The 465-nt window shown below is 63.7% G+C and carries 1 protein-coding gene; it reads left to right on the forward strand.

Annotated features, from left to right (window positions below; all coding sequences use genetic code 11):
• The coding region (locus O7A61_RS32420; RefSeq protein WP_337133209.1) for a xanthine dehydrogenase family protein molybdopterin-binding subunit at positions 1–465 on the forward strand (465 nt) is incomplete at both ends.

Here is a 465-nt window from a genome sequence, read left to right on the forward strand (position 1 = left end):
ATCCGCCGCGCGCGACACGGAGAGCTACAGAGCCTACTCCCAGCACTCCTATGGAGCGCACTTCGCGGAAGTCGCGGTCGACAGCGATACGGGCGAGATCCGCATGCGCCGCATGCTGTCGGTGATCGGTGCGGGCCGCATCCTCAACCCCAAGACCGCACGCTCGCAGATCCTCGGCGGAATGACCTGTGGCATTGGTGCTGCACTGAGGGAGGAAACCTTGCTCGATCCCCGCTACGGCCATTTCGTCAACCACGATCTCGCCGAGTATCATGTCCCCGTCAACGGCGACGTTGCGGCGATGGAGGTCGTCTTTCTCGAGGAATTCGACGATAAGGCCAATCCGCTCGGCGCCAAGGGACTCGGCGAGCTCGGCGTCTGCGGCTCGGGTGCTGCCATCGCCAACGCCGTCTACAACGCGACCGGTGTGCGTGTGCGCGAATTCCCGATCACCCTGGACAAACT

Source organism: Mesorhizobium sp. Cs1321R2N1, from assembly GCF_037179725.1.
Classification (GTDB): domain Bacteria; phylum Pseudomonadota; class Alphaproteobacteria; order Rhizobiales; family Rhizobiaceae; genus Mesorhizobium; species Mesorhizobium salmacidum.